At 65.4% G+C, this 26628-nt stretch carries 22 protein-coding genes; 7 read left to right on the top strand and 15 right to left on the bottom strand.

Features of this window, described 5'->3' with window-relative positions:
- Positions 1-39: 39 nt before the first annotated feature.
- Both J7I92_RS20430 and J7I92_RS20425 read right to left on the bottom strand, forming a co-directional pair.
- Positions 40-861, bottom strand: a complete 822-nt coding sequence (locus J7I92_RS20430; protein WP_214843473.1) for a hypothetical protein — start codon at positions 859-861, stop codon at positions 40-42.
- Complete coding sequence (locus tag J7I92_RS20425; protein ID WP_214843472.1) at positions 858-1952, bottom strand: Gfo/Idh/MocA family protein; 1095 nt, start codon at positions 1950-1952, stop codon at positions 858-860. The genes J7I92_RS20430 and J7I92_RS20425 overlap by 4 nt, the downstream gene beginning before the upstream one ends.
- Before the next feature lie 173 nt (positions 1953-2125).
- On the opposite strand from J7I92_RS20425, the gene J7I92_RS20420 reads away from it, so the two are divergent.
- Both J7I92_RS20420 and J7I92_RS20415 read left to right on the top strand, forming a co-directional pair.
- Positions 2126-3355 (top strand): ROK family transcriptional regulator, encoded by a 1230-nt coding sequence (locus tag J7I92_RS20420; protein WP_214843471.1) that lies wholly within the window; start codon positions 2126-2128, stop codon positions 3353-3355.
- 84 nt (positions 3356-3439) lie between these two features.
- Positions 3440-4669 carry a CynX/NimT family MFS transporter gene (locus J7I92_RS20415; RefSeq protein ID WP_214843470.1) on the top strand — a complete coding sequence of 410 codons (1230 nt, stop codon included), beginning with the start codon at positions 3440-3442 and terminating at the stop codon, positions 4667-4669.
- A gap of 187 nt (positions 4670-4856) precedes the next feature.
- Here J7I92_RS20415 and aceB read toward each other — a convergent pair whose 3' ends face one another.
- Positions 4857-6521 carry a malate synthase A gene (gene aceB / locus J7I92_RS20410; RefSeq protein ID WP_214843469.1) on the bottom strand — a complete coding sequence of 555 codons (1665 nt, stop codon included), beginning with the start codon at positions 6519-6521 and terminating at the stop codon, positions 4857-4859.
- 263 nt (positions 6522-6784) lie between these two features.
- Positions 6785-8116, bottom strand: a complete 1332-nt coding sequence (gene aceA / locus J7I92_RS20405; RefSeq protein WP_214843468.1) for an isocitrate lyase — start codon at positions 8114-8116, stop codon at positions 6785-6787.
- 189 nt (positions 8117-8305) lie between these two features.
- On the opposite strand from aceA, the gene J7I92_RS20400 reads away from it, so the two are divergent.
- Complete coding sequence (locus J7I92_RS20400) at positions 8306-9793, top strand: XRE family transcriptional regulator (protein WP_214843467.1); 1488 nt, start codon at positions 8306-8308, stop codon at positions 9791-9793.
- A gap of 128 nt (positions 9794-9921) precedes the next feature.
- On the opposite strand, the gene J7I92_RS20395 is transcribed toward J7I92_RS20400, so the two are convergent.
- Positions 9922-10254, bottom strand: coding sequence for a hypothetical protein (locus J7I92_RS20395; RefSeq protein WP_214843466.1), 333 nt, complete (start codon positions 10252-10254; stop codon positions 9922-9924).
- Between the two features lie 362 nt (positions 10255-10616).
- On the opposite strand from J7I92_RS20395, the gene J7I92_RS20390 reads away from it, so the two are divergent.
- Positions 10617-12365 carry a pyruvate dehydrogenase gene (locus J7I92_RS20390; protein WP_214843465.1) on the top strand — a complete coding sequence of 583 codons (1749 nt, stop codon included), beginning with the start codon at positions 10617-10619 and terminating at the stop codon, positions 12363-12365.
- An 83-nt stretch (positions 12366-12448) separates the two neighbouring features.
- On the opposite strand, the gene J7I92_RS20385 is transcribed toward J7I92_RS20390, so the two are convergent.
- Positions 12449-12805 carry an iron chaperone gene (locus tag J7I92_RS20385; RefSeq protein WP_214843464.1) on the bottom strand — a complete coding sequence of 119 codons (357 nt, stop codon included), beginning with the start codon at positions 12803-12805 and terminating at the stop codon, positions 12449-12451.
- 219 nt (positions 12806-13024) lie between these two features.
- Here J7I92_RS20385 and J7I92_RS20380 point away from each other — a divergent pair, with 219 nt between their 5' ends.
- A complete protein-coding gene (locus J7I92_RS20380; RefSeq protein ID WP_214843463.1) occupies positions 13025-14299 on the top strand; it encodes a serpin family protein in 1275 nt (424 codons plus the stop codon).
- 21 nt (positions 14300-14320) lie between these two features.
- Here J7I92_RS20380 and J7I92_RS20375 read toward each other — a convergent pair whose 3' ends face one another.
- The 3 genes from J7I92_RS20375 to J7I92_RS20365 are packed head-to-tail and all read right to left on the bottom strand — an operon-like array spanning position 14321 to position 17497.
- Positions 14321-15361 carry a TAXI family TRAP transporter solute-binding subunit gene (locus tag J7I92_RS20375; protein ID WP_214843462.1) on the bottom strand — a complete coding sequence of 347 codons (1041 nt, stop codon included), beginning with the start codon at positions 15359-15361 and terminating at the stop codon, positions 14321-14323.
- Complete coding sequence (locus tag J7I92_RS20370; RefSeq protein WP_214843461.1) at positions 15354-16832, bottom strand: HAMP domain-containing sensor histidine kinase; 1479 nt, start codon at positions 16830-16832, stop codon at positions 15354-15356. The genes J7I92_RS20375 and J7I92_RS20370 overlap by 8 nt, the downstream gene beginning before the upstream one ends.
- A complete protein-coding gene (locus J7I92_RS20365; RefSeq protein ID WP_214843459.1) occupies positions 16829-17497 on the bottom strand; it encodes a response regulator transcription factor in 669 nt (222 codons plus the stop codon). Before J7I92_RS20365 ends, J7I92_RS20370 begins: the two co-directional genes overlap by 4 nt.
- Positions 17498-17840: 343 nt before the next feature.
- On the opposite strand from J7I92_RS20365, the gene J7I92_RS20360 reads away from it, so the two are divergent.
- On the top strand, positions 17841-19247 hold the full coding sequence (locus tag J7I92_RS20360; RefSeq protein WP_214843457.1) for an MFS transporter: 1407 nt from the start codon (positions 17841-17843) through the stop codon (positions 19245-19247).
- A 157-nt stretch (positions 19248-19404) separates the two neighbouring features.
- Here J7I92_RS20360 and J7I92_RS20355 read toward each other — a convergent pair whose 3' ends face one another.
- Positions 19405-20310: a TIGR01777 family oxidoreductase gene (locus J7I92_RS20355; protein ID WP_214843456.1), complete on the bottom strand. Its 906-nt coding sequence runs from the start codon at positions 20308-20310 to the stop codon at positions 19405-19407.
- 35 nt (positions 20311-20345) lie between these two features.
- The gene (locus J7I92_RS20350) at positions 20346-21002 is read right to left on the bottom strand and encodes a TetR/AcrR family transcriptional regulator (RefSeq protein ID WP_214843455.1); all 657 of its coding nucleotides are present in this window, start codon (positions 21000-21002) and stop codon (positions 20346-20348) included.
- 237 nt (positions 21003-21239) lie between these two features.
- Here J7I92_RS20350 and J7I92_RS20345 point away from each other — a divergent pair, with 237 nt between their 5' ends.
- Entirely contained in the window at positions 21240-21938 is a 699-nt protein-coding gene (locus J7I92_RS20345; RefSeq protein WP_214843454.1) for a queuosine precursor transporter, read from the top strand.
- A 115-nt stretch (positions 21939-22053) separates the two neighbouring features.
- Here the strand turns inward: J7I92_RS20345 and J7I92_RS20340 are convergent, their stop codons facing one another.
- The 4 genes from J7I92_RS20340 to J7I92_RS20325 all read right to left on the bottom strand — a co-directional run bounded on the left by J7I92_RS20340 (position 22054) and on the right by J7I92_RS20325 (position 26453).
- Positions 22054-23010 carry a type IV toxin-antitoxin system AbiEi family antitoxin domain-containing protein gene (locus tag J7I92_RS20340; RefSeq protein WP_214843453.1) on the bottom strand — a complete coding sequence of 319 codons (957 nt, stop codon included), beginning with the start codon at positions 23008-23010 and terminating at the stop codon, positions 22054-22056.
- A gap of 154 nt (positions 23011-23164) precedes the next feature.
- Complete coding sequence (gene tgt / locus J7I92_RS20335) at positions 23165-24478, bottom strand: tRNA guanosine(34) transglycosylase Tgt (protein WP_214843452.1); 1314 nt, start codon at positions 24476-24478, stop codon at positions 23165-23167.
- A 43-nt stretch (positions 24479-24521) separates the two neighbouring features.
- Positions 24522-25247 (bottom strand): SRPBCC domain-containing protein, encoded by a 726-nt coding sequence (locus J7I92_RS20330; protein WP_214843451.1) that lies wholly within the window; start codon positions 25245-25247, stop codon positions 24522-24524.
- Positions 25248-25349: 102 nt separating this feature from the next.
- A complete protein-coding gene (locus J7I92_RS20325) occupies positions 25350-26453 on the bottom strand; it encodes a DUF6707 family protein (RefSeq protein WP_214843450.1) in 1104 nt (367 codons plus the stop codon).
- Positions 26454-26628 lie beyond the last annotated feature (175 nt).

The raw sequence follows: 26628 nt of genomic DNA, 5'->3' as shown, positions 1-26628 counted from the left end.
ACTTGAGGAACGGGAACTGCTGGTGGATCAGTGGGGCTGTTAGCTGGTGAGTTGGTTAAGGAGCGACGTGACGGCGGCAAACCGTACCAGGTCGTTGGCGGGTTTCCCCGAGGTGACAGTCGCGTGGGCCCGGGCCCAGCTGGTCCGGTGCGATGACTCGTAAAGGGTGGGAAGCGTCGTCGCACCTTCCGCCGTCACCACGCGGACTTCGGCCGGCCACGCGGCTGCCGGGTCCGGAAGCACGACGTCGGCCCGGCCGGTGGAGGTGAGGACTGTGACGCTGGCCGTTGCGGGCAGCGCCGACGTGAGGATGCCCTGCAGGGCGACGGGGGTTCCGCCGGCAAGGACGCCGGCCACGGTGTAGCCGTTCCCGTTGCGCTGGACCACCCGCAGGTTCCGCAATTCCATTCCGCACCCGACCAGGACGGCGAGCTGTTCGGTCAGCAGGTGCGCGGGGTCCGTTCCGGGAGCGGCCACGGCGACCGAGTCAAGCATGACGGCGTCCTCGAGGGCACCGGCGATAACCCGGCGAACGTTATCGCTGGATTCGGCCAAGGCCGCGTTGCCTGCCCACTGCTGGTCAAGCACCACCGCTGCGCCGGCGGAATCGGCGACGCCGATGAGTTCAGCGGTGTCCTCTGCCACCGGGGCGGCGACCACAACGCCGCTGGCTCCGCTGCGGATTGCATCGGCCGCCCGGCCGGCCCAGCCTGCATGGCCGGCGACGGCGACGACGTCGGGTACCTCTGCCGACGGACCTGCGGCCGGACCGAAGGAAAGAGGAAGGGAAGCGACGACGGCGGACACGGCACCGGCTGCTTCAGCCTTTGGATCCGCGTACACGGACAACTGCGTGGTCATGCGTTGATCTCCTCGTCTGCGGGTGTCCCGGCGGTCCGGCCTGTATCGACGCGGCGGGCGGCGGCTTCGGCGATTGACAGCGCGAACTCAAGGTCGTGGATCAGCGTTTCGGCGGAAGGCGCCTGTCCTGTGCCGCTGGCCAGTTCAGCGAGTTTGCGCCACTCGCCCTCGTAACCGTTGTGGCCGAAGGGACCGAGGACGGTGGTCCGGCCGGCCCTACGGATGCGGGCAGTTGCCGAGCCGGCGTGGACGTAGGACGGCGTGAAGTCGATTTTCAGGGCGGCGTCGTCACCGATTGCCTCAAAAACCCAGGACGGTTCCCACGTCGCGTTCATGGCGGCACGCAGTTCGATGGAGACGTTTCCGGCCCGGAGTGAGATGACGTAGCCAAAGGGCCTGACGATTTCCGCGTGGAGAACTTCCACCGCCTCAAAATCAGGGGTGAAGCGGCGGACCAGCGGGAGGTCGTGGATGGCCAGGCCCATCACTCCGCCCGTGAGCATGGCCTTGATGACGTCCGGGTCGGTCGAGTCCCGGCCCGGCACCGGCACGCGGCCCACGATCTCGGTGGCAAAGTCCTCGAAACGGGGGTTGGGCGGAAGCACGATTGATGACCGGATGGTGTGGACGTGCTCAGGCAGGTCCTCCCAGGCTTCCTCGGCTGCGAGCCAGCCCGGGTCGAACGTGTGCATGGCGCCAACGATGATCGGAACGCCGGTCTCGGCGGAAACAGCGGAAATGCGGGCTGCTTCTTCACCGTTCATGGCGAAGGGCTTTTCGCAGAGCACCGCTTTCTTGCCGGCACGGCAGCTGGCGATCACCTGTGCTGCGTGGAACTGGTGCGGGCTGCAGATGGCCACGATGTCCACTGCCGGGTCCGCGAGCAGCTCGTCCATGCTGGTGCTGAAGTTCGCTCCCACCCTTCCGGCTACGGTTTCAGCCACAGCGGGGTCGACGTCCATGATGTGGCGGACTTCGAGGAGGTCACCAAGCCGGGCGAGGGAAGGCAGGTGGATCGCCTGGGTGGCGGGCCCCGCGCCCAGAATTCCGACGCCGAGGAGGGCCGGTGATGCCTGTGCCTGGTTCGACAAGTTGCTTACCTCTTTGTAATCGCTGGACTGTGGTATCCGCAGCTGGCTTCGGGTGACACCGCTCACAGATCAACCTAGAACTACTTTTGTCGATCGTCAAGCAAAAGTTGAAGAGGTTCTGGCGATCTTTCGGCCGCGTGACATGCATAAGAGCTTCGTGTTATCACTGACTCATGAGTCCAACGTCTGGAAAAGAGACCCGTACCGACCCCGGTGCCGAGACCTCCGATGGCGCCGGGAACCTGTCACGGGCCGGCGATCTCTTCCAGCTGCTGCGCGACGGCAAGGCCCGCACCCGGGCCGAACTGGCCCTCACCACCGGCCTGGCGCGTTCGACGGTGGCGGCGCGCATCGACGCCCTGATCTCTTCGGGCCTGGTGGGGCCTGCGGGAGAGGCGAGTTCCAGCGGCGGCAGGCCGCCGTCGCGCTTTGCCTTCAACCCGGCCGCCCGCTCCGTCCTGGCAGTCGACGTCGGTGCGACGCATGTCATCGTTGCGGTCACGGACCTGGGCGGCAATGTGCTGTCCGAGCGGCGCCTTGTCCAGGATGTCGCTGACGGCCCGGAAGCTGTGCTGGGCCGCGTGGTCGAGGAAGGCAAAGCGCTCCTCGGTGAGGCCGGCCGGACTGTCGCGGACCTCGCCGGCATAGGCATCGGGCTCCCGGGACCGGTGGAGCATGCCACGGGCATGCCGGTAAAGCCGCCCATCATGCCCGGGTGGGACGGGTTCGACGTCGTCCGCTACGTCCAGCGGTCGCTGCCGGTCCCCGTCCTGGTGGATAACGACGTCAACATCATGGCCCTCGGCGAACGCACGGCCTACTGGCCGGAACACGACAACTTCCTGTTCATCAAGGTGGCCACCGGCATCGGTGCGGGCATCATCAGCAGCGGCGAACTGCAGCGGGGCGCCAACGGAACAGCAGGAGACCTCGGCCATGTACGCGTGCCCCGCGGCGAGGAAGTCCTCTGCCGCTGCGGCAACTACGGATGCCTCGAGGCCCTGGCGTCAGGGCCCGCCGTCGCGCGCGAACTGGCCCGGCAGGGACTGGCAGCGGAGAAGGGCAGCGATGTCCTGCGGCTCGTCGGGGAGGGTAATCTCCAAGCAATCCAGGCGCTTCGGCAGGCCGGCCGGGACGTGGGGGACGTGCTGGCCACCGTGGTCAACCTGCTGAACCCGTCCGTCATCGTGATCGGCGGCAGCCTCGGCCAGGCAGGTGAGCACCTGATGGCCGGCGTGCGGGAAGTGGTGTACCGGCGGTCCCTGCCGCTGGCTACGTCGCATTTGCGGATCGCCCTGTCGATGGCCGGCGACCGCGCCGCGATCCTGGGTGCCAGCCAGATGGTCACGCAGCACGTGCTGTCCCCGGCCGTGATAGAAGCCACCCTGCAGGCAACCGGATAACACCCGTCATGCGAGTCGCTGGCATGATAGCAATGGACTGATGCAACCGATTTCCAGCTCCCGCACCAAGCCGCAGCCCGCCTCATGACGGCGAATATCCTCGCCAAGGTTCCGCGCGCCTGGATCCTGCTGGTGAGCATCGGACTCATCGCCCTGAACATGCGCGGCCCGTTCGTGGCTGTTGCCCCCGTCGTGGGCCCGATGCAGCAGGACCTCGGCTTCTCGCCGGTGGAACTGGGGCTGCTGACCGGCATTCCGGTGCTGTGCTTTTCGCTGGCCGCGCCGCTTGCCTCGTTTGCCGGCCGGAAGTTCGGAGCGGAATTCGCCATCATGCTCACGCTGCTGGGCGTGCTGGCCGGCGTTATCGTCCGCTCGGCCGGAAACGGTTCTCTGGTGCTGTTCGGAACCGCGATCATCGGCCTGGCCATCACCATCGGCAACATCGCCGTGCCGCTGATCATCCGCCGCGACTTTTCGCCGCGGCGGCAGGGGACGGCCATGGGCATCTACACTGCTGCCCTGAACATCGGGTCCACCCTCACCTCGGTGGTCACGGCGCCGCTGGCCGAGCTTGCCGGGTGGCGGCTCGCCCTGGGTGCCAGCGGGCTCTTCGCCGTCGCCGCCGCTGTCTTCTGGGTGATGGCAGCGGGCCGTTGCGCGTTCGTCCCAGCAGCCGTCGAAGCGTCCGATCGTCGTCCAGCCGGGGGCCGGCCGGCGTCACGCTGGATCACGGCCGGGCTGACGGCAGGCTTTGCGGGGCAAGCTTTCTCCTATTACGGCGTCACTGCCTGGCTGCCGACCTTCCTGATCGACGAACTGGGCATGGCGCCCTCCGCCGCCGGCGCCGGGTCCTCGCTCTTCCAGATCCTCGCCATCGTGGGCGGCCTCGGTGTACCCATGGTGGCTCGATTCGCCAGTACGACGGCGGTGGCGGTCACCTTGGGCACGATGTGGCTGACCGTTCCCCTGGGCCTGTTGCTTGCCCCGCAGCTGTGGTGGCTCTGGTCCTCCATAGGCGGTGCGGCGCAGGGCGGCGGCATCACGCTCATCTTCATTGCCATCATTAAGATTGCCCGTGACCAGGCGTCCGCCGGCCGGATGTCCGCGATCGTCCAGGGCGTCGGCTATTCGGTTGGTGCGGCTGCCCCGACGCTCCTGGGCTACGTCCACGGACTGTCCGGGTCCTGGACCAACCCGATGCTGCTGATCCTTGGTTCCGTGGCGGCATTCTTCCTGGGCACAACGCTCTCGGTGCGCAAGGTGCCAAAACCCGCTGACCCGCCCGCCGCCGTCGTACGTCACCTTTCCTGCTAACCACAAAGCGCGAACGGACACTTAAGTCCCAACGCACAGCGCGAACGGACACTTGGGGCCCTTGGAAAAGGGGCCTCAAGTGTCCGTTCGTGCTTAGTGGTGGTTCCGTTGCCGGGCCGCCCCCCGGATTTCGGGGTGCCTGTTGCGGAGGGCGTGGCAGCCCGGCGAACGGAAATTCAGCGGAGTCCTACGCGGCGACGAGCTCCGCGTCCTCGACCGGTTCCTCCGAACCGTCCCGGGCTTCGTGCAGGAAGCGGGCGTAGGCCGGGAGGGTCAGGAACGTGGGGAACTTGTCGGCCAGGGTGACTTCCTCGAAGATGTCGCGGGCGTCGGCGAAGCGGTCGCCTTCGAACCGTTCCAGCCGCAGGAACTCCTCATCCAGGAGCTCCTCTACCCACTCTCGGGTGATGATCTCGCCGTGGTCGGTGATCGCGTGGGAGTAGATCCACTGCCACAGCTGCGAGCGGGAGATCTCGGCGGTGGCGGCGTCCTCCATCAGGTTGTGGATGGCCACTGCACCGTTGCCGCGGAGCCAGGATTCGATGTAGCGGATGCCTACTTCGATGTTGTTCCTGATGCCCTGTTCGGTGATGGTGCCGGTGGTGGCGGCGATGTCCAGCAGGGCGCGGTCGTCCGGGATGACGTCTTCACGGAGGCGGTCCAGCTGGTTCGGACGCCCGCCCAGGACCCCGTCGAACACCTCGCGGCAGACCGGAACCAGGTCCGGGTGGGCCACCCACGAACCGTCGAAGCCGTCATTGGCTTCCCGGGTCTTGTCCGCACGGACCTTTTCGAAGGCGATGGCGTTGGCTTCCTGGTCCTTGCGGTTAGGCACGGCGGCGGCCATGCCGCCGATAGCCATGGCGCCGCGCTTGTGGCAGGCACGCACCAGCTGCTCGGTGTAGGCGCGCATGAACGGGGCCGTCATGGTCACCTGTCCGCGGTCCGGGAGGACGAAGCGGGGTCCGCGGGTGCGGAAGTTCTTGATCATGGAGAAGATGTAGTCCCACCGGCCGGCGTTCAGGCCTGAGGCGTGGTCGCGCAGTTCGTAGAGGATTTCTTCCATCTCGAAGGAGGCGGTGATGGTCTCGATCAGCACGGTGGCGCGGATGGTGCCCTGCGGGATGCCGAGGAGGTCCTGGGCGAGGATGAAGATGTCGTTCCACAGGCGTGCTTCGAGGTGGTTCTCGATCTTGGGCAGGTAGAAGTAGGGGCCCTTGCCCTGTGCCAGCAGGCGGCGGGCGTTGTGGAAGAAGTACAGGCCGAAGTCCACGATGCCGCCGGCGATCGGTTCGCCGTCGATCAGCATGTGCTTCTCCGGCAGGTGCCAGCCGCGGGGACGGACCACGATCGTTGGCAGCTCGCCAGCGGGGCGGAGCGTGTACTCCTTGCCCTCCGGGGAGGTGAAATCGATCCGCCGTTCCAGCGCGTCGGTGAGGTTCAGCTGGCCTTGGATGACGTTGCGCCACGACGGTGTGGAGGAGTCTTCCATGTCCGCGAGCCAGACCTTGGCGCCGGAGTTCAGGGCGTTGATGGTCATCTTCTTGTCCACCGGTCCGGTGATTTCAACGCGGCGGTCCTCGAGGCCGGGGGCCGGGGGAGCGACGCGCCAGTTCGGATCGTTCCGGACGGACTCGGTCTCGCTCAGGAAGCGCGGGTCCTGCCCCTTGGCGATCTGGGCCCGGCGTGCCCGGCGGCCCTGCAGCAGCTCCTGCCGCCGTTCGGCCGTGGCCCGGTGCAGCTTGGCAACAAAGGCCAAAGCATCCGGAGTCAGAACCTCACCCTGCCGGCAAATGGGCTGCGCAGTCAGAGTGATCCCGTTGATCGTGAAGTTGTCGGTGAAGCTGTTCATTTCAATACTCCTCAAAGCAAGAAGGAAGTTCGACGGCGGTGCGTGGCGTACGTACATAGGCGGTGAACTGGACATCCGGCAGCCTGCGTAAAGGGGCCCTGTGGCCGGCTTCGTCCTCGCCCAGCGAGGTAAGAAGCCGGCCATGGGGGAAAGCACGCCGAGGATCGTCCGGTTTACCGACGCACCCAAGCGTCGCCGTCGTAAGTGGGCCCACGGCCGCCGGGTTCCCTCGCGAGCTTGCGAGTGGAGGGGGCGGCTGGGGATTAGTGGAACTGGCCCTCTTCGGTGGATCCCACGAGAGCGAGGGTGGATGCGTTCGGGTTGAGCGCAGTGGCGATGTCGTCGAAGTAGCCGGTGCCGACTTCGCGCTGGTGCTTGGTCGCGGTGTAGCCGCGGGATTCGGAGGCGAATTCCTTTTCCTGCAGCTCGACGTAGGCGCTCATGCCTTCACGGGCGTAGCCGTGGGCGAGGTCGAACATCGAGTAGTTCAGGGCGTGGAAGCCGGCCAGGGTGATGAACTGGAACGTGAAGCCCATGGCGCCGAGCTCACGCTGGAACTTCGCGATGGTGGCGTCGTCCAGGTGCTTGCGCCAGTTGAACGAGGGCGAGCAGTTGTAGGAGAGCATCTGGTCCGGGAACTCGGCCTTGACGGCCTCGGCGAACTTGCGGGCCAGTTCCAGGTCCGGGGTGCCGGTTTCCATCCAGATGAGGTCGGAGTACGGGGCGTAGGCCTTGGCGCGGGCGATGCAGGGTTCGATGCCGTTGCGGACCTTGTAGAAGCCTTCCGGGGTGCGGACCGGCTGGCCGCCTTCGCGGAGGATGAATTCCTGGTCGCGTTCGTCGACGTCGGAGGTGATCAGGGTGGCTGCCTCGGCGTCGGTGCGGGCGATAATGACGGACGGGGTGCCGGCGACGTCGGCTGCCAGGCGGGCGGCGTTCAGGGTGCGGACGTGCTGCTGGGTGGGGATGAGTACCTTGCCGCCGAGGTGGCCGCACTTCTTTTCCGAGGCGAGCTGGTCCTCCCAGTGAACGCCTGAGGCGCCGGCCTGGATCATGGACTTCATCAGCTCGTAGGCGTTGAGCGGGCCGCCGAAGCCGGCTTCGGCGTCGGCCACGATCGGTACCATCCAGTCCTCAACGGTCTGGAGGCCTTCGGAGAACTCGATCTGGTCCGCGCGAAGGAGGGCGTTGTTGATGCGGCGGACCACGGTGGGCACCGAGTTGGCCGGGTAGAGGGACTGGTCCGGGTAGGTGTGGCCGGAGTTGTTGGCGTCGGCTGCGACCTGCCAGCCCGAGAGGTAGATGGCGCGGAGACCTGCCTTGACCTGCTGCACTGCCTGGTTGCCGGTGAGCGCGCCGAGGGCGTTGGTGTACTTGCCGGTCTTGTGCTCCTCGGTGAGCTGCTTCCACAGCTTCTCGGAGCCGCGGCGGGCCAGCGTGTGCTCTTCGGAGACGCGGCCCCGGAGGCGGACGACGTCGGCGGCCTTGTAATCCCGGGTCACACCTTCCCAGCGCGGGTTGGCAGACCACTCAAGCTCCAGGGCGGCGGCCTGCTCTTCGGGCGTCTGCTGGGTGGGCTCAAATGCTGCAGTCATCTTTGTCTCCTTGTTTGCACCCGGGCCATTCCGGGTGATGTTTTCCGGGCCGACCTTCGCTGCGCCTTTGCAGCTCCGGCCGGCTTTCCGGTGGTGTTTCTTCCGTGACACTTACTTTTCTGCACTTTCCAACACCTTTCTAGGGGAAAAGTCTGGAAAGAAATGCAGTTCTTCACGTATTCTTCATAAATGTCGCCTTCAAGCTGGAACAGGGAAGTTTCGCAATCGTCGTCGCCGCAGCCGACGGCGGAACTGGACGTTATCTCGCTCGGTCGCCGCGTGCGCCACCTGCGCAAACAGGCGGGACTGACGCTGGATGACCTGAGTGCCGCCGTCGGCACCGCGCCGAGCCAGTTAAGCCTGATTGAGAACGGCAAGCGGGAACCCAAACTCGGCCTGCTACAGCACCTGGCAACGGCGCTCAACGTCACCATCGACCAGTTGCTCGGAGCCGAACCGCCCAGCCGCCGGGCGGGCCTGGAAATCGAGCTCGAACGCTACCAGCGGGGCCCCCTTTACGAGTCGCTGAACCTGCCCAAAATCCGCGTCAGTTCGCGTTTGCCGCTGGATGTCCTGGAGGCGCAGGTGGGGCTGCTGCACGAGCTCGAACGCAAGATGAATGAACAGGTGGCCACACCGGAAGAAGCCCGCCGCGCGAACGGTGAACTGCGCGCCATGATGCGGGAACGCGGGAACTATTTTCCGGAGTATGAGGCCGAGGCGCAGAAGGTTCTCAAAGAGGTGGGCTACACGACCGGACCGCTGAGCCAGCACGTCATCGCGGACATCGCCGCGCACCTCGGGTTCACCCTTCACCATGTGGGTGATCTGCCGCATTCCACGCGTTCGGTGACCGATTTGAAGAACCGCAGAATTTATCTCACCCAGAGCCAGCGGCAGGACCACGACCCCCGCTCCGTGCTGCTGCAGGCCCTCGGCCACTACGTGCTGGGCCATGAAACACCCCGGAACTACGGCGATTTCCTCGCCCAGCGGGTTGCCACGAACTATTTCGCGGCGGCGCTCCTCCTGCCGGAGCAGGCCACTGTGGAATTTCTGCAAAAAGCGAAGGCCGCGAAGGAAATCGCTGTCGAGGACATTCGTGACGCCTTCGCCGTTTCCTATGAAACTGCGGCCCACCGGTTCACGAACCTGGCCACCAAACACCTGGGCATCACCACGCATTTCCAGAAGACCCACCAAAGCGGAATCATCTACAAGGCCTACGAGAACGACGGCGTTAGCTTCCCGCAGGACCACACCGGCGCCATCGAGGGGCAGCCATCCTGCAAGGCCTGGACCTCGCGGGCGGTGTTCGACGTCCCGGACAAGTTCAGCGCCTACAGCCAATACACGGACACGCCGTCGGGCACGTACTGGTGCACGGCACGGACGGAACGGTCGGCAAGCGGGGAGTTTTCGCTGAGCATCGGCGTGCCGTACCAGCACGTGAAGTGGTTCCGTGGCCGGGAGACGACGGCGCGGGCCACGTCCAATTGCCCGGATCCCGCCTGCTGCAAGCGGCCGCCGGCGTCGCTGACGTCCGAGTGGGCAGGCAACGCCTGGCCGTCCGCGCGTGCACACTCCCACCTGCTCGCGGCCATGCCCCCGGGAGCCTTCCCGGGCGTGGACGAGACCGAGGTGTACAGCTTCCTGCAAGCACACTCGGACAGCTGAGGCAACGCTCTCTCACTTTCGGCGGGTTTTCCCGCGACGCTCTCTCACTTCCAGCGGGTTTTCCCGGGACACTCACGCACTCTTGCCTGAGACTTGACGACTGCTTCCGGCTCGCGTGCGCAGCCACCCTAGGAAAATTTTTCGTTGAGGATCCCGTGATAGAGGACATCGTGCAAAACCTGGTGGCTTCCGTCGGTGCCGGACCAGCGGCCCGTATGTCTCAGAAAATGCATGTATTCATACAGGGAGGCACAGAAAAAGGATGCAAATTCGGCATCACTCTCTTTAAGCAACTCCACATGTTCAGCGATGAGTCCGGGGTCCATTGCGGTCACTGTGGCGCCGCCAGAGATGTCGGAGTAAATCGGGAAGAACGCGATCAGGTGCCCCAGGACGGGAACGAGGTCTGGCAACATCCCGTGTTCCCGGTGCCAAGTCACGAATGCGATGAGGGAACCCACTTCCTGGTCGCCTTGGTGCAAACCAACGAAAGCTGGTCTGGGGGCTGGTTCTCCCGCAGGGTGGCCCCTGCGGGAGTTCCGTCTTGCCTGCCGGCGGCGGCGGGTTTTGTTGGCCAAAATCGATCCTTACTGTGGTTGTGGCAAAAGGCTGAATGCCTTTCCGGAAACGCTATGAGTGGGGAACGCTTGGCTTCAACGGCGACCATCCGTATGTGGAAAAACGGTCCGCACCGGCCCACCTCCGGTTCCCGGCGGCCGTCGTCGACGGGAACCTGGAACCCACCCAAGGCACGCGGACTATATTGGCCCTATCAGCCCATCAACCTGTCAGCCCATCAACCTGATCGCGGGAGTGTGCACACATGGCCAAGGAACTCGCCACCCAGCTCATCGAACAACTCCAGGCTGCCGGAGTGCAGCGCATCTACGGGATCGTGGGCGACAGCCTCAACCCGATCGTCGATGCTGTCCGCAAGACGGGCGGCTCCCAACAGGGCGGCATCGACTGGATCCACGTCCGGCATGAGGAAGCTGCTGCCTTCGCGGCTGCGGCGGAAGCCCAGCTCACGGGAAAGCTTGCCGTCTGCGCGGGGTCCTGCGGCCCCGGCAACCTCCACCTGATCAACGGGCTCTACGACGCCAACCGCTCCGGCGCTCCCGTGCTGGCCATTGCATCGCACATTCCGAGCAAGCAGATCGGCAGCGGATTCTTCCAGGAAACGCATCCGGACCGGATCTTCAACGAATGCTCGGTGTACTCCGAGCTGATAAGTACAGCGGAACAGTCGCCACGCGTGGTGCACAGCGCGATCCAGCACGCCGTCGCACTCGGAGGAGTCGCCGTCGTCACGCTTCCCGGCGATATCGCCGGGGTGGAGGCCACCGGCGAAACGCCGTTGCCCGCAACATTCCGGCGCGCCACCCTGACACCCGACCCGGCGAGCGTCAGGGAGTTCGCTGACGCCATCAACGCGGCCAACAAGGTTGCGATCTTCGCAGGAGCAGGAACGCAGGGTGCCCACGACGAAGTCATCGCCCTCGCAGAACTGATCGGCGCCCCGATCGGCCACACGCTGCGCGGCAAGGACTTCATGCAGTACGACAACCAGTACGACATCGGCATGACCGGGTTGCTTGGATACGGCGCTGCGGCCGAGGGGATCGAGGACGCCGACCTGCTCATCCTGCTCGGGACCGACTTTCCCTACGACCAGTTCCTTCCGGACACCCGCACCGCCCAAGTGGACAGTGCTGCCCACAAGCTGGGCCGGCGGACCGACGTCGACATTGCCGTCCATGGCGACGTGCTGCCCACCCTCAAGGCCCTGATGCCGTTGCTGGCTCCGAAGAAGAGCCGGCGCTTCCTCAACCAGATGCTGAAGAAGCACGACAAGCTCATGAACAAGGCCGTCGGAGCCTACACCCGCAAGGTCGAAAAGAAGCAGCCGATCCACCCGGAGTATGCGGCCTCCCTGTTGGATCAGGTGGCGGCCGAGGACGCCATCTTCACCGCGGACACCGGCATGTGCAACGTTTGGACCGCCCGCTACATCAACCCACTGGGCACCCGCAGGCTCATCGGCTCCTTCCTGCACGGCTCCATGGCCAACGCCCTGCCCCACGCCATCGGCGCGCAGTTGGCGTACCCCGGACGCCAGGTCATTTCGGTCTCCGGCGATGGAGGGCTGTCCATGCTGCTCGGGGAGCTCGTCACGGTGGCCGCGCACCGGCTGCCGGTCAGGGTGGTGGTCTTCAACAACTCCACCCTGGGCATGGTCAAACTCGAAATGCTCGTGGACGGCCTGCCTGATTTCGGCGTTGACGTGCCTGACGCCGACTACGCAGCCGTGGCCCGTGCCCTCGGCTTCCACGCCGTCCGCGTCACCGATCCCGCCCTGGTTGAAGAGGCCTACCGCCAAGCTTTCGCGCATCCCGGCCCGTCACTGGTGGAACTCATCACGGATCCGAAGGCACTCTCGCTTCCGCCGAAAATCAAGGGTGCGCAGGTCCTTGGGTTCGCCACGGCCATGTCGAAGGTGGTTTTGAACCGCGGCGCCGGCGAGGCCGTTAGCATGGCGCGGAGCAACCTGCGCAACATCCCGCGGAGCTAGGTTCCCCAGCTGACCGGGTCCCCGCCAGGAAGATGCGCCGACCGTAAGGTTCCCAGCCCGCCGTCGTCCGCTTTCCGACGGCGTTACCGCTGCTGCCGCCCGGACGCGAGCAGCGCCGCCGTCTTTTCGATGAGCTCGTAGGGGATCGGTTTGGCCAGGGGGAATTTCAGCGTCCCCTTGGCTGCCCGGTACGGCGCTATCCCAGCCGCGAAGTCCTCGTCACCGGCGGGCACGGGATATACGGAAATGTGATGTGCCCACGCTGCGAAATAGACGACGTACCTGCCGTCCACAGTGATTGTCGGGATGCCATAGCTGATCATTTCGCCGGAACCCGGCACCGCGGTGTGGCACCTGCGCCGGATCTCCTGGAGGATCCCCTGCACCTCGGCGGGGAACGAGGCAATGTACTCTTCAACGTCGCTGAAATGCTGTGCCATCGAGCGCACCTCCGACTTCCGGGATGCCTCGAGGATACGCCCGTGCAGCTGAGAGAGCGTTGCCGAAAACGTTGCAGAAAGTGGGAGAGCGTCGGAAGGGTGAGACCAAAACGTCGGCAAACCGTGACTTTACCGGCGTCGTTCTGCGGAGCGCCGTCTGCTTGACTAAAGACGGCGGGCATCCCGTCAAGTGCCGGTAGGCAAAACCAAGGGGGAAACATGAAGGCATTCCACGTGGCCAGAATTGCGACGGCGGGCGCGCTCGTGGCGCTTACCGCATGTTCGGCGCCGTCTCCGGAGCTCCTGAAGGCCGACGGCGTGGAACGGGTCTCGGTGGACAGGGGCGTTTATGCCGCTGAGCTGCGGTCCTTCCGGGCTTCCGCGTTCGTCCTCGGCCAGGCCCTCCTGGCCGACGGCGGCGACGGTTCCAAGGGAAACGTGGTGTCGTCGCCAGGCAGCCTGCTGATTGCCTTGGCGATGCTTCGTACCGGCACGTCGGGGGAGTCGGCAGCAGAGCTGGACAACATCCTGAAACTTCCCGTGCAGAACCGTGATGAAGCGATGAACGCGGTGCTCGCCTCGCTTGAGAAGTTCGACGGCGATCCCGGCAGCGTGGACGAGGACAACCCGCCGCGGACACCTGTGATGCACGCCGCCAATGGGCTGTTCGTGGACAAGGATGTCCTCGCCGGTCAGTCCTTCCTCGACACACTGGCCCGGCACTACGGGACCGGCGTGTATCCCGTCGACTTCAGCGATGAGGGTGCCGCCAAGCCCGCCATCGACGCATGGGTCAACAAGAACACAGGCGGCAGGATCAAGGAAGCACCCGCCAAGTACGATCCCAGGAACACCTTCAGCCTGCTCAATTCCCTGTACTTCGCGTCGGCCTGGAAGGCGCCGTTCGACCCCAACGACACCTCTGACCTGCCCTTCACGACATACTCCGGGGAGGTAGTTGACGCCCCTGCGATGCACAACGAGCTGAAGATGACCTACGCGGAAGGAAACGGCTGGCGCGGCGTGGACCTGCCTTACGGGGAGGGATTCGTCATGCGCCTCGTCCTGCCCGAGGTCACGGATTCTTCGGCCATATTCGCTGCGCCACAGCTGGCGGAAATCGCGGACGCCTTCGACTCGGCGGCGCCCGCACCCGTGCAGATCCAGCTGCCGCGCTGGGATCACAAATCCAGTTTTGACCTGCGCAAGGTCTTCGGATCGCTGGGACTGCAGAAAATGCTCACCACCACTGAGGACTTCAACAACATCCAGCCCAAGATGGCAATCACCCAGGCTGCTCAGGCTGCCAACATCACGGTCGCGGAAAAGGGCACTGTTGCGGCCGCTGTCACCCAGATCAACGGAGAGGCCACCAGTGCCCCGCCGCAGCCCGAGCGGACCATCGAATTCGACCGGCCGTTCCACTACCAGATCGTGCACGGGGAAACCGGCCTGCCGCTGTTCATGGGCATCGTGGCCGACCCCCGTTCCTAACCGCATGATGCGTGGCCGCGGTTAGCCGTGCAGGTCGCGGTAAGCCGCGGCCGCCGCCGGATGCAGCGGCACACCCACCGTGTTGATCAGCGTTTCGGGGCTCAGGAACTGCACCCCCAGGCTGGACCTCGGGATGAGTTCCCGGGCCTGGCCCACCAGCAGTTCGACGGTCCGCTTCACGATGCGGTGATCCAGGTCCTCGCGGCACAGGAGCAGGTTGGCCACACCCACCGTCCAGCTGCCGGGAATGCCTTCGTAGCTGTTCTCAGGGATCAGCACCCGGTCGTAGAAGCCGCCGTATCGCGCCCGGGTTACCCGGACTTGTGCGGACAGGTCGATCAGAGCTAGCCCGACCTCCTTGTTGACCGCCGTGATGGCGGCCGTGGGCACCCCGCCGGACCAGAAGAGGGCATCCACGGACCCGGCTCTGAGGGCTGCGAGTCCGTCGTTGAGGCCGAAGTTCACTTCCCTGAGCGGATTGTTCGAGGCCGTGTTTCCGGCGCCATTGACAGTGGCGGACAGGCCGGAGGCAGTGATGATGCGGTGCGCCGTCAGGGACGTGCCCGAGCCGACTTCTCCAATGGCGGCGGTCTTCCCGGCAAGGTCGGCGAAGGTGCGGATGCCGCTGTCCTTCCGCACCAGGCAGTGGACGTAGTTCTCGTAGACCTTGCCGAGGGCGACAATCCCGCCCGCTCCCGACGGCGGTGCTGTCGCTGGCGATGCCGGGGCCGCCGCCTGCTGCGCGGCAGCATCAGCCAGCGAGACGGCGAACGTGGCGTCGCCGGCGAGGAGCCGCTGGATGTTCTCTAGGCTGCCGCCCGTCACCTGGGGAACGGCAGTTCCCACCACCTCGTGGCGCTCGAGGGACTCCGCCAGCAGGGTGGAAAACTCGAGGTAAAAGCCACCGGGCTCGCCTCCGGCCACCGTTACCGTTCGGCCGCGATCATCCGGCGTGCATGCGTTGACCGCGGGAAGCAGAAGGCCGGACAGCCCCATGGCCAGCCCCGCCCGGACGGCAGCCCGGCGGGACGGAAGATGGGCAAAGCTCCCGGTTTCAGTCATGGGTAGACTCCCGCCCTGGACGCGGAGCCGGTCCGGGCCCTGGTTCCGGCCCCGCGCCAGTTGAGGATGCCGGGTCCGGAAAGTCGAGGCGGGCGACGAGTCCGTGCGGCGACCGCTCCGCCAGCACAAGCCGGGCACCGTTCGCCTCCGCGAGCCTGTCCACGATGGTCATGCCCAGCCCGTTGCCCGGGATCTCCTTGTGCTGGGGGGAGCGCCAGAACCTGCCGGTGGAAGCGGCGCGTTCGTCGGCGGAAAGTCCGGGCCCGTCGTCGGACACCTCGATCCGCAGGCGTCCTGCCTGCGGACGGACCGCCACCGAGATCCGGGCGCCCGGAACGTACTTGATGGCGTTGGCTAGAAGCTCGCCCACCATATGCGCCAGCTCGTCCGGATTGCATGCCAGCTGAAGCGGAAACCCGGGGTGTTCCTCCAGCACCAAGGTTGCCCCGGCGCTCCGGGCTGCGGGAGCCGCCCGTTCCACTTCCTCCTGCAGCACGGGAAACGGATCGATCAGGCCGGGGTTTCGCCGGGAATCCGGGCGCAGGGCGCTGCGGGCCGAGCCCTCAAACGCCTTGTGCTCCGCAGCCGCCAGCTTCAGCACCCCGTCAAGGAGCTCTTCGACGCGTTCAAGCTCTGCCACCACCCCGGCGGCGGCAGCCAACTGCAGGTCCGTCTGCAGTTCGAGGTGCAGCAGGTCGATCCTCAGCCTGAGGGCGCCCACCGGGTTGCGCAGCTGGTGGGAAGTATCGGCAATCAGCTGCCGCTGCGAGTCGATGCTTTCGGTGACGGTCTGCGCCATTGCGCTGAAGGACCTGGTCAGCTCCCTCAATTCGGGCGGGCCGTCCGCGGGCAGCTGGCTGCTCCTGCCGGTTGCTTCCAATTCGGTCACGGCAGCGTTCAGGCGATGGACGGGGCGCAGCACCCAGCCAGTCAACCGCGCGGCGGCCAGGAGGAGGAGGGCTTCCGTCACCGCCGCAGCCAGTCCGACGACGAGCCAGCGCTCCCGCAGTTTCTGCCGGGCCGCGTCCAGATTGACCTCAAGGACAGCTTCGCCGAGCACCTGGCTGGCTGTGCCGAAGGACCTGGACATCACCTCAGAGCCGCTGCCCAGCGGTTGAAGCGTGGGAAGGACCGTGTCGCTCACATTCAGGCTGGCCCGCGAAACCGCATCCCGGACCTCGGCCCCGTCCTCGCTCAGGCCGCCCGAACGCAGCGTGCCGTGCTGCAGGCGGATCAGGATCCCTTCGCCGTACAGCCGGGAGTAGCCCTCCATCTCGCGCTGCAGCTGGGTGGAGTCACCGTCAAGTGCCGCGTCGTAGGCCACCTGGGCGAACCTGTTGAGGGCGGCGTTGCGGTTGATCTGCACTTCCTGGGTGAGCTCACGGCTGGCGGAGGCCAGAATGGCGCCGGAAGCAGCCAGCACCACCACGACCGAAAGCAGGGCCAGGATGCCCAGGACGCGGAGCCTCACGCAGGGTTCCCCTCTACCCGGTAGCCGACGCCTCGGACGTTGATGATGAAGCCCGGAAGCTGGAGCTTTGCCCGCAACCCCGTGAGATGGACGTCGAGCGACCTCGAGGAGGCAAGGAAGGCATCACCCCAGAGGGCATCCAGAATCTGTTCCCGCGTGACCACCGAACCCGCATTCCGGACCAGCAGGGCGAGAAGCTGGAACTCGGTCGGCGTCAGGGGCAGCACCCTGGAACCGACAGCAGCGACGCGGCGGTCCAGGTCGACGTCGAGGTCCCCGAGCACGATGCTGTGGTGCTGCACGCCGCCTGAGCGGCCTGTCCGCCGGGTGACGGCTTCGATCCGGGCCAGCAGTTCCACCAGCTTCACCGGCTTGACCAGGTAATCATCCGCTCCGGAGCGCAGGCCAAGGACCACGCTGCGCTCATCGTCCCGCGCCGTGAGGATCAGAATCGGGCAGGAGGTCACCTGGCGGAGCTTCCGCAGCACGTCCAGGCCATCGAGATCCGGGAGCCCCAGGTCCAGCAGGATCACTTCGAACCGCCTGTGCACCAGGAGGGCGTCTGCCCCGCGGGCAACCCTGGTGGCCTTGTGCCCGGCGGAAACCACCGCCGCGACAAGGGCGGACGCCATGGCGTCGTCGTCCTCGACGATGAGCACTTCCATGGCAGGTTCCTTTGTGGTTGTCCTTCTGGTCCTTTGTTCGCAGCCCGTTTTGGAGCCTACCCCCTGGAAGGGATTTTAGCGTTCCAGCCGGTTGCTCTCCCGGCATGGCGGCTTCCTCCGCCCTGCGTTGAAGGCGGTGGGCCCTGAAGAACGGAAACCTAAGGAAGTGTTAGGAAATGCCGTTCGGCTTAGCTTGTGCCGTGGATCACCAATAGTTTGGATGGAGTCCTTTGCTTCAGGGGCCCGTCGACGCCGACGGGGAACCGCAGGTTCAGACGGCACGGACATCAAGCAAACACCCAACGGTTGCCGACGGCGGCGCCCGATTCAGGAAGGTTCATTGATGAGCATCCAACTCACCGAAAGGGCGCAGACGAGGAAGGCCGTAGGCAACATCCTCAAGGGCTCGGCCGGCAATCTCGTGGAGTGGTACGACGTCTACATCTACACGGCGTTCCTGGCCTACTTCCAGCCCCACTTCTTCAACTCCAAAGACCCGCTGCAGGGCGCGCTGGAAGGCATGGCGGTCTTCGCCGTCACGTTCCTGATGCGCCCCATCGGCAGCTGGTTCTTCGGCCGCTATGCCGACCAGAAGGGCCGGAAAGCAGCACTGACCCTGAGCGTGACCATGATGTCCGCAGGGTCGTTCTTCATTGCCATCCTGCCGACCAAGGACGTGATCGGGGTGTGGGCGCTGGTCCTGCTGGTCCTCGCCCGCCTGGTCCAGGGCTTCTCCGTGGGCGGTGAATACGGCACCAGCGCCACCTACATGTCGGAGGCGGCGACGGCGAAGCGCCGCGGATTCTTCTCCAGCTTCCAGTACGTCACTCTGATCGGCGGCCAGATGCTGGCGCTCGCGGTCCTCGTCGTTCTGCAGAACACCATGGGCAAGGAAGCACTCTCCGAATGGGGATGGCGCGTCCCGTTCGCCATCGGCGGTGTGGCTGCCCTCGTGGTCTTCTGGCTCCGCCGCTCCATGGAGGAAACGGTCTCCGCCACCCAGTTGGAAGCTGCGGTTGGGCCTGCTGCAGGCGACGCGCAGCCCGGCACCATGAAGCTGCTGCTGACCAAGCACTGGAAGGCACTGCTGATCTGCATCGGCGTGACACTTGGCGGCACCGTGGCGTTCTACACGTACACCAACTTCATCCTGAACTTCATGAACAACACCAGCGGCATCCCCAAGGAAACGACGTCGGTGATCAACTTCTGGGCGCTGTTCATCTTCATGCTGCTGCAGCCCGTTTACGGCATCATCTCGGACAAGATCGGCCGCAAGCCGCTGCTGCTCTGGTTCGGCATCACCGGAGTGCTGTTCACTTGGCCGCTGATGTCCGCCCTGGCCGGCACCAAGGATCCCATGATCGCGTTCCTGCTGATGATGGGCGGGCTCCTCATCGTCGGCGGCTACACCTCGATCAATGCCCTGGTGAAGGCCGAGCTGTTCCCGGCCTCGATCCGCGCCCTCGGCGTCGGCCTGGGCTACGCGCTGGCCAACTCGATGTTCGGCGGCACCGTCCCGCTGATCGGCGCCGCGCTGCAGAAGGCAGGCCAGGTGGAGATCCTCTTCACCTACGTCACGGTGGCCATCGGCATCTCGCTGCTGGTCTACATCTTCGCACTGAAGAACAAGGAGTCCACCCACCTGGACCGCGAGCAGGGCCACGCCTGGCAAGCTGCCGAATCTGGCAACACCGGCCGCGACGGCCGCAGGGACGAAGACAAGGACCAGGACCTCCTCAACGTGTAGCGTCCCCGCCTTCTGTCGAAACGTCAGGACGGACGACGGCGGGTGGCCGGCTACCGGACTTCGGGTCCGGGCGCCGGCGGCCCGCCGTCGTCGTACTTGTGGCAAGCTTCCAGACCGCGAGCCGGCATGGCGCCCGGGACCACCCGTTGCGGGCGGCTCAGTCCTGCCGCGCCGCGATGCCGCGGAGCGCTTCGCCCAGGTCGGGATGCTGGAAGCTGAAGCCGGCGTCAAGCAGCTTCTGCGGCTGAATCCAGCGGCTCTTGAGGACCAGCTCGGTCTCGGTACGAATCAGCACTGCGCCGAGCTCCAGCAGCCAGGCGGGGGTGGGAAGGCCGAACGGAACGCCATGGGCCCGTCGGACCAGCCGCATCAGCTCCCGGTTGTCCACCGGGTTGGGCGAGGCCACGTTCACCGGCCCCGTGATGTCCGTCCGCTGGTGCAGAAACAAGGCAGCGCGGTAGAGGTCCTCCACGTGGACCCAGCTGAATTTTTGCCTGCCGCTGCCCATGTGCCCGCCCAGGCCAAGCCTGGACAGGGTGGTGAAGGGCCGCATCACACCGCCGCCGGGACCGAGGACGATCGAGATCCGCAGCGGGATTTTCCGGGTCACCGGCGTTTCGGCTCCGGCCAGGGCGGACTCCCAGGCCCGGGCGACGTCAACCGAGAATCCTTCGCCGAACTCGCCGTGGTTCTCCGCCTGAGGGACGTCTTCCGCATGGCGGTAGATAGTGGCGGTGCTTGCATTCAGCCACGTCGCCGGGGGAGTGGAGCACCGGGCGACCGCGCGGCCAAGTTCCACCGTCGTGGATACGCGGGAATCCAGAATCTGCGCCTTGGTCCGCTGGTTGTACCGGCAGTTCACGGAACGTCCGGCGAGGTTCACCAGGAGTTCGGCGCCGTCGACGGCGCGGGTGAGTCCGTCGTCGTCGCCCCACCGTGCTGTGTCCGCGCCACCGCGGCCGATGGTGCGGACCAGCCAGCCTTCCTGCTCAAAGCGCGTCCGGAAGTACCGGCCGATAAAGCCGGTGGCCCCGGCGAGCACCATGGTTTTTCTGTCGTTCATCTCTTCCCCCAATGGTTGTTCGTGACGTAGCCCGGCTAGTCGCGGACGCTGCGGCTCAGGCTGAGGACGTCGTCGAGGACCTTGCTGACCCCGGGGATCCTGGCGAGCGAAAGCCCCCGCGCAATCAGGGGCGCCGCCCCATCGACGAGTTTCCGCGTGCGGTGGCGGTCCTCCGACGTGTCGTAGACCCAAAAGAGCGCCACTCCCATGTAGCCGAGCCACAGCAGTTCCGGCAGGTCGCCGCGGAGCTTCTTCGGAACCGCGGGGCTGGCACCGTCCACGATGTTCCGGAAGATGGCGAGCGACGACTGGCGGGCGGCGGTCGATTCGCCGGAGAACGGGTTGACGGGCGATGTCGGCCGGATAGCTGTGGCGATGAATTCGGCACCGAAGCGGTGGTAGGGCTCCATGACGTCCAGCCCGGCGTGCAGGGCCGCCCTGAGCCTGCCGCTCAGGTCCTTGATGCCGGCGACGGCTTCCGCCGCCTTGGCTGCGTGCTCCGCCTGAACGTGGACATACAGCTCCTGAACCAGCTCGTCCTTGGACGCGAAGTAGTAGTACGCGTTGCCCACGGACACGCCGGCCTCGCTGGCAATGGCCCGCATGGTGGTCTTTTCAAAGCCGACGTCACGGAACATGCGCAGGGCCACGTCGGCCAGGAGTTGCCGGGTCTGCTTGCTTTTGCCTGCCATGGGTAAACCCCTATTCCACTTTTGAACGTGTTCAAGAATCGTTGCACGAAAACTGAACGTGTTCAAATATTCCGGCGGATTGACGAGGGAGGTTGGAATGCTGCCGTGGTGCGAGAATGGAACACGGTTCCGGCGGCACCATGTCGCGGGAACACCTCCCAGTGCTAATACAGCCGGCTTCCGCGAACTCCACTGGAGTTTCCGGGCGGCCGAGCGAACCACTCTGAATGGACACCCATGACTTCCGCCAAGACTTTCCCCGCCCCGGCGGCGCCGAAATTCGCCTCAATTGGTTCCCCATACTTCGGCATCATGCTGGCCTTCATGGCGGTGGTGCTGATCCTGTCCAACATCGGGGCTTCGAAGGGTGTAGCGATCGGTCCGGTCATCACCGATGGCGGCTTCTTCCTCTTCCCGCTTGCCTACATCCTGGGCGACGTCATCAGCGAGGTCTACGGATTCAGGGTGGCACGCAAGGCCATCATCACCACGTTCGCCCTCTCCGTCTTCGCGTCGCTGTGCTACTGGGTGATCATCGCGCTGCCGGGCTTCGATGACGAGTTCGGCACCGCCAAACAGGCCGCCCTCGAAGGTGCGCTGGGGCCTGTTCCGCAGATTGTGCTGGCCTCGCTGCTGGCGTTCCTGGCCGGACAGACGATCAACTCCTGGATCCTGGTGAAGATGAAGGCCCGCACCGGTGAAAAGTCACTCTGGGCGCGGATCATGGGATCCTCCGTGGCCGGTGAGTTCGTGGACACGCTGATTTTCTGCAGCATCGCGGCATCGGTCATCGGCATCACGGACTTCGGCATGTTCGTGAACTACGTTCTGGTGGGCTTCCTCTACAAGACCCTGGTGGAGTTCCTCTTCGTGCCCGTGACGGCACTTGCCATCGGCTGGATCAAGAAGCGCGAACCGAGCTACGGGACCGCGTAGGCTGCAGAGGCGCCCGCTCCGTCCCGCCGCCACCCGCGTAACGCCGAAATCGCCGGAGACCTGGGAGTTCGCCGGAACCTTCCGGCGACTTGGCATGCTTCCAGCGAATTCGGGCCTACCGGGGCGCGTACGCATTGCGTGACCGCCCGGCCAAAGCACGGAGCACACGGTTCTTGAAATCGGCCTCATTGAAGAGGTCCTTCCACTCGACCCGGACGAAGCGCCATCCGTCCTCAGTCAAGGCCTTTTCGCGGCGGCGTTCCTCAAAGAGCACTTCGTCAGTAGGTTTGTAGTCGAAATATTTGACCCTGCCGTCGAATTCCAAGGCCACCTTTTCCTCTTTCCAAGCGAAGTCGAGACGATGGCTCCCGATCCGGCTCGTGACTTCAACCTGCAGCTCAGGCGGTCTAATCTTCAGACGGAGGATCAGCTCCCGGGTAAGGGTTTCGCCGGGGGATTCCGAGCGGACGTCGGTCGTTTCGAGTACGCGGCGGAATGTCCGGACACCACGATGCCCGTCCAACGAATCTGCCATCATCTGCAGGCGCGACCGGTCGGCGCCCATGCGAAGAGCATGGTCCATAACGACCAGTGCTTGCCGGTAGCTCAGCATCATGGTGCAGTCCGCGACGGTCCGCTCCAGGGAAGTCGTTCGAAGCCGGCCCGCCACAGTAACGTCGTGGTCGGAGAAGGGACGCGTATGGCACCGCACATCCTTGCCGTGGCGCTCACTCGACGGGCGGACCGGTTGCAGGATATGGATCAGGTCGTCCACGTTCCAGAGATAGAGGCGGTGCAGCCGCGCTGCGGAAGTGTGGCTGTAGACGAAGGCGCCGGTCGACGTCGTGCGTGTTCCGTGTGCATGCGCATAAATCAGCTGTCGGCTCCGGACGCTACGGGACTGGGCGTTCCAGACACTGGCGCGGAGATAGCAGCCGTAGCGCAGCCGGACCAGGGACCCTGAATCCAGCAGGGACCTGATGGACCGCGAGCCATAGCCAAGTTCGAGGAGCTGGTCAGTGCGCCAGAGGTTTCCCGTTGGCGGTAGCGCAGGAGTGTTGTGATGCGGCATGGCACCAGCTTCGTGTGTCGCCCGCACGCAGGCGAGGCACCGCCGTCGTTATGTGGAAAACGCGACGTCGCCGGAAACGTGCGAGAACGCCGTAGCCTTCCGGCGACTTGGCACGTTTCCGGCGATTTCGCGGGCCTGAGGACCGAAGCCGCCCCTAAGACGCCGAGTAGTAGCGGCCCAGCGCCTCGGCCTTGAAGTCGAAGAAGTTGCCGGCCTCGATGGCGAGCCGGGCGTCGTCCACCATCTTCACCACAAAGCGCTCGTTGTGGATGGAGATCAGCGTGGCGGAGACCATCTCCTTGGCCTTGAAAAGGTGGTGGATGTAGGCCCGGGAGTAGTTCAGGCAGGCGTAGCAGTCGCAGCCTTCCTGCAGCGGCCCGAAGTCGCGCTTGTACTTGGCGCCGGAGAGGTTGAAGCGTCCGTCCGGCGTGTAGAAGGCCGAATTGCGGGCCACCCGTGTGGGGGAGACGCAGTCGAAGGTGTCCGCGCCGTTCTCGATCGCCGTGAAGATGTCATCCGGTTCGGAGATGCCCAGCAGGTGCCGCGGCTTGTTCTCCGGAAGTTCCTCATTGCACCAGCGCACGATGGTGCCCAAATTTTCCTTCTCCAGCGCCCCGCCGATGCCGAAGCCGTCGAAGTTCATGGCGCCGAGGTCCCCGCAGGCCTTGCGGCGCAGGTCCTCGTACTGGGCGCCCTGGATGACACCGAAAAGCGCCTGGTAGGGCTTGCCCACCCGCTGGGAGGTCAGCCGGAAGTGTTCAATGATGCAGCGTTCGGCCCAGCGGCGGGTGCGTTCCAGGGACTCTTCCTGGTAGCCCCGCGAGTTTTGGAGCGTGGTCAGCTCGTCGAAGGCGAACATGATGTCCGCGCCGATCTGGTGCTGGACGTTCATGGAAATCTCGGGGCTGAAGCGGTGCCGGTCGCCGTTGAGGTGGCTTTTGAACCACACGCCGTCTTCGTCCACGTGGGCCAGGCGTTCCTTGCCGGGAGCCACCGCGTCATCCGGACCGGACGAATCCACCGATTTCATGTCGATGACCTTTTTGAAGCCCGAGCCAAGGCTCATGACCTGGAACCCGCCAGAGTCCGTGAACGTGGGCCCGGACCAGTTCATGAAGGCGCCCAGCCCGCCGGCTTCATCCAGGATGTCCGCCCCCGGCTGGAGGTAGAGATGGTACGCGTTGGCCAGGACCGCCTGGGCGCCGAGCTCCGCGATGGACTCCGGCAGCACCGATTTCACCGTGGCTTTGGTACCGACGGCGATGAAGGCCGGCGTCTTGATCTCACCGTGCGGGGTGCTGATGGTGCCGGTGCGGCCTAGGAACTCACCGCCGTTGGCTGTCACCTGCTCCGGCGTCGGCGAGCAGGTCTCACTGAGCCGCTTGCCCACCGTGAAGGAAAATCCGGACTGCAGGGCCGCGGCACCCGGATCGACAGGCGGGTGTGGAGAATCAGTATTGGCAGGCACGGTTCAAGTGTGCCAGCTTAGGTCCGGGAAGCTTAGCCGGCGGTCAGTGCACGGGGTCCGAGGTGGGATATTTCTCAGCACGCCAGCTGTCCCAGCTGTTGCGGATTTCCTCCAGCCGGTGGGCCCCTAAATCGTAGGTGGACACGATGATCATGGACCCGCCGTCGGGCCTGACTTCGGCAATCGGCGGCTGGTCCGCCATGACCAGCAGGCCGTCTCCGTGTTCGGCGTAGCTGTGAACCGTGAGCCCCACCTGGTGGTTGGTCCGGTACCAGACCCTGCCGGAGATCTTCTCCCCGGTCGCGAGGGTCAGCGAGTACTCCTCGCCGGGGGCCGGGATGTCCCGCAGTCCCAGTTTGTCGATCGCGGAGCCGTCGCTGCCCGGAACCGAAAAGAAGGCGGTGCGGCGTTTGCCGTGCGGGTGCCGCTCCAGCGCGAAGCGGAGCTGCTGGAGGAACGTCAGCCAGCTTTGGGTGATGTCCTCGTCCCAGGCGGCCCACTCGGAATTGTGGTCCAGCGCGGCCCGCGTCACGCTGACCTCGGTGCCGGTGGACACGGGTTTGAGATTGAATTCGTCGCCGCCGTCTACAGTCAGGCTCGTGTGGTCCGGGCCTTCAACCACTGTGTCCTTGAAATAGATTTCGTTGATTTCTGCGGCCAGGTCATCTGCTTCCCAGCCGTGCCACTGGGCCACCTTGGCCGGTTCACGCAGCATTGTCCAAACCTGCTGCGCATCGGAATTAATCACAACGCTCAGATTGTTCGTCATGGGGTGAATCTACAACTCCCGGCGCCGCCGGGGTAGGGCCAAAGGGGCCGGGCGCCCCGGCCTTAGCTTGAAGGGCGCCCCGCTTAGGCCCCACAGTCCCGCTTAGGCCCGTACCGACTCCAGTTCGTTGCCGATCCGGCGCTCCAGCTCCTTCAGCCCGATGGTTTCCGAACCGCCGTGCGCCCGCAGGAACATCAGGGCTTCAAGCCGCAGCAGACGCCATTCGCGTTCCGCGTCCGGGTTGGAGTTGTCGATGGCCCGGAAGATTTCCTTGTCGTACAGGTTGGGTTCGTTCAGGGAACGCTGGCGGACCCTGGCGTTGATGCGGGCCTTGAACGGGTCCGTTTCCATCGCATCGGGGGCGCGGAGGAGTTTTTCGTACACCTCGGCCCGGGCGTCCTGGCCGGTCTGGCGGCAGATGTAGCTGGACAGTGCCAGGGCGGCCTCCACGGAGGTCCAGCGGCCCGGGTTGCCGTCAAAAGGCAGGACGTTGAGCAGATCCGCGACGGCCAGTGCACCGTCGGCATCTTTGAGCATGACGAAGAGTTCGTTGGCCAGGTCACTCAGGTCCTTCAGGCAGCTGCCGGATTTGGTATTGATGCCCTTGGCCAGCCGGTCGCTCAGCAGCATCACGCCTACCGCGTCCGGGTGGGCCGCCGCGGCGGCCTCCACCACCCACTCCGGCGTCCCCGCGGGCTCGGGAATCAGCGCCAGTTCCTCTTCGCTGGGGCCGGCAGCTGCTGCTGAATCCTTTCCTGCGGTAGCGGGCGTGGTGGCCGGGCGGGGAGGTACGACGACGGCGGGAGCCGCCGCGGCGGAACCCTCCCCGGCAGGACCCTCCCCGGCAGGACCCTCCCCTGCGCCGGCGGGCCCGACAGCAGCGGGCCCGAGGAGCTGAAGCGGAGTGGCGGCGTCGGACTCTTCGGAGGTGGTCTCCGCTGGGGAGCGGGCCTCACCTGAGTCCGCCGCGGAGGTGCCCACAGCGGGGCCCGCCGCACGGACCACGGACCCCGCGGCAATCCGCAGGATTCCCCCGCCGGTAAGGGTTGCGAGGACAACGGCGGGGGTACCGAAATCGTCGTTTTCCACCAGGACGCTCTGGATTTCCGCGGACCGTTCGCCGTCGGGCAGGAGCAGGAGGTGGCCGGTCTGCAGAGAGCCAGCCTGGAGCTCGCTGTAGTGCTGGGCGGCTGGGGGGTGGGTCATCGGGAGTCCTTAAGTTCTCTTGCGGTCCGCCCTACAGTCTACAAAGGACCCTGCCTGAAGTCGGGGACGCCGGGATTCCTTCGAGCGTCCCGCGGGGCAATGCGGCGCTTAGGAGCCTGCTGAATTAGTGGGTTTCGTGGTCTCTGGGCAGTCGGTCTTTTCTTGCGGCAGCGTG

This window comes from Arthrobacter sp. ISL-72, from assembly GCF_018613755.1.
Taxonomy (GTDB): domain Bacteria; phylum Actinomycetota; class Actinomycetes; order Actinomycetales; family Micrococcaceae; genus Arthrobacter.
Note: the sequence above shows the minus strand (reverse complement) of the source record. Positions and strands in the feature narration are given on the sequence as shown.

What these genes read in the sequence shown, in the direction of transcription:
- J7I92_RS20420 (WP_214843471.1), top strand. Translation starts at nt 2,126, where the DNA reads ATGAGTCCAACGTCTGGAAAAGAGACCCGTACCGACCCCGGTGCCGAG.
- J7I92_RS20330 (WP_214843451.1), bottom strand. Translation starts at nt 25,247, where the DNA reads ATGACGAACAATCTGAGCGTTGTGATTAATTCCGATGCGCAGCAGGTT.
- J7I92_RS20345 (WP_214843454.1), top strand. Translation starts at nt 21,240, where the DNA reads ATGACTTCCGCCAAGACTTTCCCCGCCCCGGCGGCGCCGAAATTCGCC.
- J7I92_RS20350 (WP_214843455.1), bottom strand. Translation starts at nt 21,002, where the DNA reads ATGGCAGGCAAAAGCAAGCAGACCCGGCAACTCCTGGCCGACGTGGCC.
- J7I92_RS20430 (WP_214843473.1), bottom strand. Translation starts at nt 861, where the DNA reads ATGACCACGCAGTTGTCCGTGTACGCGGATCCAAAGGCTGAAGCAGCC.
- J7I92_RS20415 (WP_214843470.1), top strand. Translation starts at nt 3,440, where the DNA reads ATGACGGCGAATATCCTCGCCAAGGTTCCGCGCGCCTGGATCCTGCTG.
- J7I92_RS20355 (WP_214843456.1), bottom strand. Translation starts at nt 20,310, where the DNA reads ATGAACGACAGAAAAACCATGGTGCTCGCCGGGGCCACCGGCTTTATC.
- J7I92_RS20360 (WP_214843457.1), top strand. Translation starts at nt 17,841, where the DNA reads ATGAGCATCCAACTCACCGAAAGGGCGCAGACGAGGAAGGCCGTAGGC.
- J7I92_RS20340 (WP_214843453.1), bottom strand. Translation starts at nt 23,010, where the DNA reads ATGCCGCATCACAACACTCCTGCGCTACCGCCAACGGGAAACCTCTGG.
- J7I92_RS20400 (WP_214843467.1), top strand. Translation starts at nt 8,306, where the DNA reads ATGTCGCCTTCAAGCTGGAACAGGGAAGTTTCGCAATCGTCGTCGCCG.
- aceB (WP_214843469.1), bottom strand. Translation starts at nt 6,521, where the DNA reads ATGAACAGCTTCACCGACAACTTCACGATCAACGGGATCACTCTGACT.
- J7I92_RS20325 (WP_214843450.1), bottom strand. Translation starts at nt 26,453, where the DNA reads ATGACCCACCCCCCAGCCGCCCAGCACTACAGCGAGCTCCAGGCTGGC.
- J7I92_RS20380 (WP_214843463.1), top strand. Translation starts at nt 13,025, where the DNA reads ATGAAGGCATTCCACGTGGCCAGAATTGCGACGGCGGGCGCGCTCGTG.
- J7I92_RS20375 (WP_214843462.1), bottom strand. Translation starts at nt 15,361, where the DNA reads ATGACTGAAACCGGGAGCTTTGCCCATCTTCCGTCCCGCCGGGCTGCC.
- aceA (WP_214843468.1), bottom strand. Translation starts at nt 8,116, where the DNA reads ATGACTGCAGCATTTGAGCCCACCCAGCAGACGCCCGAAGAGCAGGCC.
- J7I92_RS20365 (WP_214843459.1), bottom strand. Translation starts at nt 17,497, where the DNA reads ATGGAAGTGCTCATCGTCGAGGACGACGACGCCATGGCGTCCGCCCTT.
- J7I92_RS20385 (WP_214843464.1), bottom strand. Translation starts at nt 12,805, where the DNA reads ATGGCACAGCATTTCAGCGACGTTGAAGAGTACATTGCCTCGTTCCCC.
- J7I92_RS20390 (WP_214843465.1), top strand. Translation starts at nt 10,617, where the DNA reads ATGGCCAAGGAACTCGCCACCCAGCTCATCGAACAACTCCAGGCTGCC.